We start from the raw sequence: 5,506 nt of genomic DNA, 5'->3' as shown, positions 1-5,506 counted from the left end.
TTTTGCACCCGCTTTGAGAAACAACGAAAAGCGAAAAGAATAAAGAAATACACGTTCGTAGACATATTGAATTGACAGCCGTTTTAACAGAGATGTTAGAACAAAAGAATAAGAGTAATGGAATCGAGAGATTCGAGAATAACCACTAGAGAAAGCATCATTATAAATAGCTTGAAGCAATTCAAGCACACAATATACGATGAAGAGTTTGATCCTGGCTCAGGATGAACGCTAGCGGCAGGCTTAACACATGCAAGTCGAGGGGTATAGTTCTTCGGATCTAGAGACCGGCGCACGGGTGCGTAACGCGTATGCAATCTACCTTTTACAGAGGGATAGCCCAGAGAAATTTGGATTAATACCTCATAGTATTACGACTCGGCATCGAGATGTAATTAAAGTCACAACGGTAAAAGATGAGCATGCGTCCCATTAGCTAGTTGGTAAGGTAACGGCTTACCAAGGCTACGATGGGTAGGGGTCCTGAGAGGGAGATCCCCCACACTGGTACTGAGACACGGACCAGACTCCTACGGGAGGCAGCAGTGAGGAATATTGGACAATGGGCGCAAGCCTGATCCAGCCATGCCGCGTGCAGGATGACGGTCCTATGGATTGTAAACTGCTTTTATACGAGAAGAAACACTACTTCGTGAAGTAGCTTGACGGTATCGTAAGAATAAGGATCGGCTAACTCCGTGCCAGCAGCCGCGGTAATACGGAGGATCCAAGCGTTATCCGGAATCATTGGGTTTAAAGGGTCCGTAGGCGGTTTAGTAAGTCAGTGGTGAAAGCCCATCGCTCAACGGTGGAACGGCCATTGATACTGCTAAACTTGAATTATTAGGAAGTAACTAGAATATGTAGTGTAGCGGTGAAATGCTTAGAGATTACATGGAATACCAATTGCGAAGGCAGGTTACTACTAATGGATTGACGCTGATGGACGAAAGCGTGGGTAGCGAACAGGATTAGATACCCTGGTAGTCCACGCCGTAAACGATGGATACTAGCTGTTGGAAGCAATTTCAGTGGCTAAGCGAAAGTGATAAGTATCCCACCTGGGGAGTACGTTCGCAAGAATGAAACTCAAAGGAATTGACGGGGGCCCGCACAAGCGGTGGAGCATGTGGTTTAATTCGATGATACGCGAGGAACCTTACCAAGGCTTAAATGTAGATTGACCGTTTTGGAAACAGAACTTTCGCAAGACAATTTACAAGGTGCTGCATGGTTGTCGTCAGCTCGTGCCGTGAGGTGTCAGGTTAAGTCCTATAACGAGCGCAACCCCTGTTGTTAGTTGCCAGCGAGTCAAGTCGGGAACTCTAACAAGACTGCCAGTGCAAACTGTGAGGAAGGTGGGGATGACGTCAAATCATCACGGCCCTTACGCCTTGGGCTACACACGTGCTACAATGGCCGGTACAGAGAGCAGCCACTGGGCGACCAGGAGCGAATCTATAAAACCGGTCACAGTTCGGATCGGAGTCTGCAACTCGACTCCGTGAAGCTGGAATCGCTAGTAATCGGATATCAGCCATGATCCGGTGAATACGTTCCCGGGCCTTGTACACACCGCCCGTCAAGCCATGGAAGCTGGGGGTGCCTGAAGTCGGTGACCGCAAGGAGCTGCCTAGGGTAAAACTGGTAACTAGGGCTAAGTCGTAACAAGGTAGCCGTACCGGAAGGTGCGGCTGGAACACCTCCTTTCTAGAGCCTGAGTGTTAGCACAAGTGCACGCTTAGGAAAAAAGATGTGGATCTTTTGGATATGAATTTTAAAATTCGATTACTCTTGCTGTTAGTTCAAATAATAAATTTTAAGTAAAACAGAGTCTCGTAGCTCAGCTGGTTAGAGTACTACACTGATAATGTAGGGGTCGGCAGTTCGAGTCTGCCCGGGACTACTATTTAACTTAAAAAAAAGGAAATTCTAGAAGTTGGAATTCACCAAAAGAAATTAGAGAAGAATTAGAAATCTAAAATCTGAATTCTACAATCTAAGATTGCAAAATGGGGGATTAGCTCAGCTGGCTAGAGCGCCTGCCTTGCACGCAGGAGGTCAACGGTTCGACTCCGTTATTCTCCACCAAAAGCCGTAAGCTATAAGCTTTAGGCTGTAAGCTAAAAAAGCTTAAAGCATATTGCTTAAAGCCTAAAGCTTGACAAAGTTCATTGACATATTGAGATAAGAAAATAATAAAAAGTAGAAAGCGTTTTTTATTATAAGTAGCAATACAAGTAATAAAAGACAAAAAAAAACGGTCATAATTGATTTTATGATTGGTACAATAAGCAAAATAAGGGCGTATGGGGGATGCCTTGGCTCTCAGAGGCGATGAAGGGCGTGATAAGCTGCGAAAAGCTACGGGGATCGGCACACACGACTTGATCCGTAGATACCCGAATGGGGCAACCCACTATGTTGAAGACATAGTACACCGATAGGTGGGCAAACCCGCTGAACTGAAACATCTAAGTAGGCGGAGGAGAAGAAAACAAAAGTGATTCCGTAAGTAGTGGCGAGCGAACGCGGATTAGCCCAAACCAATGATGTTACGGCATTGTTGGGGTTGTAGGACCACGACATTTTATGTACAAGGAACCGGAAGTTACTGGAAAGTGACACCATAGAGGGTGATAGTCCCGTATGGGTAACGAGTATAATAGATAGTGGTATCCTGAGTAGGGCGGGGCACGTGAAACCCTGTCTGAATTTGGCGGGACCATCCGCTAAGGCTAAATACTCCTGAGAGACCGATAGTGAACCAGTACCGTGAGGGAAAGGTGAAAAGAACCGTGAATAACGGAGTGAAATAGATCCTGAAACCATACGCTTACAAGCGGTCGGAGCCCTTTCGTGGGGTGACGGCGTGCCTTTTGCATAATGAGCCTACGAGTTAACGTTGCTGGCAAGGTTAAGTGGTTAAGCCACGGATCCGTAGCGAAAGCGAGTCTGAATAGGGCGCTTTAGTCAGTAGTGTTAGACGCGAAACCGTGTGATCTACCCATGGGCAGGATGAAGCTGTGGTAACACACAGTGGAGGTCCGAACCGGTTGACGTTGAAAAGTCTTCGGATGACCTGTGGGTAGGGGTGAAAGGCCAATCAAACTCGGAAATAGCTCGTACTCCCCGAAATGCATTTAGGTGCAGCGCTGAGCGTAAAATTATATAGAGGTAGAGCTACTGATTGGATGCGGGGGCTTCACCGCCTACCAATTCCTGACAAACTCCGAATGCTATATAATGTTTCTCAGCAGTGAGGGCTTGGGTGCTAAGGTCCAAGTCCGAGAGGGAAAGAACCCAGACCATCAGCTAAGGTCCCCAAATATATACTAAGTTGAAAGAACGAGGTTTGTCTGCCCAGACAGCTAGGATGTTGGCTTGGAAGCAGCCATTCATTTAAAGAGTGCGTAACAGCTCACTAGTCGAGCGGACGAGCATGGATAATAATCGGGCATAAGTATATTACCGAAGCTATGGATTTAGAGTTTACTCTAAGTGGTAGGGGAGCATTCTAACAGGGTTGAAGGTGTGTCGTAAGGCATGCTGGACTGGTTAGAAAAGAAAATGTAGGCATAAGTAACGATAATGCGGGCGAGAAACCCGCACACCGAAAAACTAAGGTTTCCACAGCTATGCTAATCAGCTGTGGGTTAGTCTGGTCCTAAGGCGAACCCGAAAGGGACAGTCGATGGCTAACGGGTTAATATTCCCGTACTACTAATTACTGTGATGGGGTGACGGAGTGATGAAAGCGCCGCGAACTGACGGAATAGTTCGTTGAAGTACCTACCTATAAGATCTGCAGGCAAATCCACAGATTTTGGGGAAATACGATAGTACTCGGCGTCTTCGGACAAAGAGATAGTGCGCCTAAGGGCTTCCAAGAAAAACCTCTAAACTTCAGGTAATTAGTACCAGTACCGTAAACCGACACAGGTAGTTGAGGAGAGAATCCTAAGGTGCTCGAGAGATTCATGGCTAAGGAATTAGGCAAAATAGACCTGTAACTTCGGGAGAAAGGTCGCCAGCGCAAGCTGGCCGCAGTGAAGAGGTCCAGGCGACTGTTTATCAAAAACACAGGGCTCTGCAAAATCGTAAGATGAAGTATAGGGCCTGACACCTGCCCGGTGCTGGAAGGTTAAGAGGAGATGTTATCTTCGGAGAAGCATTGAATTGAAGCCCCAGTAAACGGCGGCCGTAACTATAACGGTCCTAAGGTAGCGAAATTCCTTGTCGGGTAAGTTCCGACCTGCACGAATGGTGTAACGATCTGGACACTGTCTCAGCCATGAGCTCGGTGAAATTGTAGTAACGGTGAAGATGCCGTTTACCCGCAGTGGGACGAAAAGACCCTGTGCACCTTTACTATAGCTTAGTATTGACCTTGGATAAATGATGTGTAGGATAGGTTGGAGACTGTGAAGTGGCGTCGCTAGGCGTTGTGGAGTCATTGTTGAAATACAACCCTTTGTTTATCTGAGGCCTAACCCCGCGATTGCGGGGGACATTGCTTGGTGGGTAGTTTGACTGGGGTGGTCGCCTCCAAAAGAGTAACGGAGGCTTCTAAAGGTTCCCTCAGTACGCTTGGTAACCGTGCGTAGAGTGCAATGGCATAAGGGAGCTTGACTGAGAGACATACAGGTCGATCAGGTACGAAAGTAGAGCATAGTGATCCGGTGGTTCCGCATGGAAGGGCCATCGCTCAAAGGATAAAAGGTACGCCGGGGATAACAGGCTGATCTCCCCCAAGAGCTCATATCGACGGGGGGGTTTGGCACCTCGATGTCGGCTCGTCACATCCTGGGGCTGGAGAAGGTCCCAAGGGTTGGGCTGTTCGCCCATTAAAGTGGCACGCGAGCTGGGTTCAGAACGTCGTGAGACAGTTCGGTCTCTATCTACTGTGGGCGCAAGAAATTTGAGTGGATCTGATTCTAGTACGAGAGGACCGAATTGGACAAACCTCTAGTGTATCTGTTGTTCCGCCAGGAGCATCGCAGAGTAGCTACGTTTGGAAGGGATAAGCGCTGAAAGCATATAAGCGCGAAACCCACCACAAGATGAGATTTCTTTTAAGGATCGTGGGAGATGACCACGTTGATAGGCTATAGATGTAAAGGCAGTAATGTCATAGTCGAGTAGTACTAATAATCCGTAAGCTTATGTACACCCTTTTCCCGCACCGCAAGGTGCGGGGAGAAACTTTCTAAAATAAAAAACTTTCTTTATCTCAGTATGTTAAGATATTTGCTCGACGCAGAGCAGTCTTAAAGACGAAAGTCAAAAGTCTTAAAGTGAAATACTTTAGACTTTATGACCTTAGACTTTAGACTAACAACCTTAAGGTGGTTATTGCGGCGGGGCTCACCTCTTCCCATCCCGAACAGAGTAGTTAAGCCCGCCTGCGCAGATGGTACTGCAGTTATGTGGGAGAGTATGTCGTCGCCTTTCTTTTTAAAACCCCTGTTTCAAACGAAACAGGGGTTTTTTGTTTATATAAAAA

Annotated in this window: 2 tRNA genes and 3 rRNA genes; all 5 read left to right on the top strand. The window is 47.0% G+C overall.

The features are described 5' to 3' along the window. Window positions 1-196 precede the first annotated feature (196 nt). The 5 genes from J3495_RS18805 (at window position 197) to rrf (ending at window position 5,454) form a co-directional block, all read left to right on the top strand. Window positions 197-1,710 (top strand): 16S ribosomal RNA (locus tag J3495_RS18805). Window positions 1,711-1,832: 122 nt separating this feature from the next. Continuing rightward, window positions 1,833-1,906: transfer RNA gene (locus tag J3495_RS18800), tRNA-Ile, on the top strand. Window positions 1,907-2,014: 108 nt separating this feature from the next. Beyond that, a tRNA-Ala gene (locus J3495_RS18795) sits at window positions 2,015-2,091 on the top strand. A 197-nt stretch (window positions 2,092-2,288) separates the two neighbouring features. Next, window positions 2,289-5,171, top strand: a 23S ribosomal RNA gene (locus J3495_RS18790). Between the two features lie 173 nt (window positions 5,172-5,344). Then, window positions 5,345-5,454 (top strand): 5S ribosomal RNA (gene rrf, locus J3495_RS18785). The 16S, 23S and 5S rRNA genes sit together here with 2 tRNA genes alongside, the layout of an rRNA operon. Window positions 5,455-5,506 lie beyond the last annotated feature (52 nt).

It is taken from the genome of Flavobacterium geliluteum, from assembly GCF_017948595.1.
Taxonomy (GTDB): Bacteria; Bacteroidota; Bacteroidia; order Flavobacteriales; family Flavobacteriaceae; genus Flavobacterium; species Flavobacterium flavipigmentatum.
The sequence above is the reverse complement of the archived record's forward strand: the minus strand, read 5'-3'. Positions and strand labels throughout refer to the sequence as shown.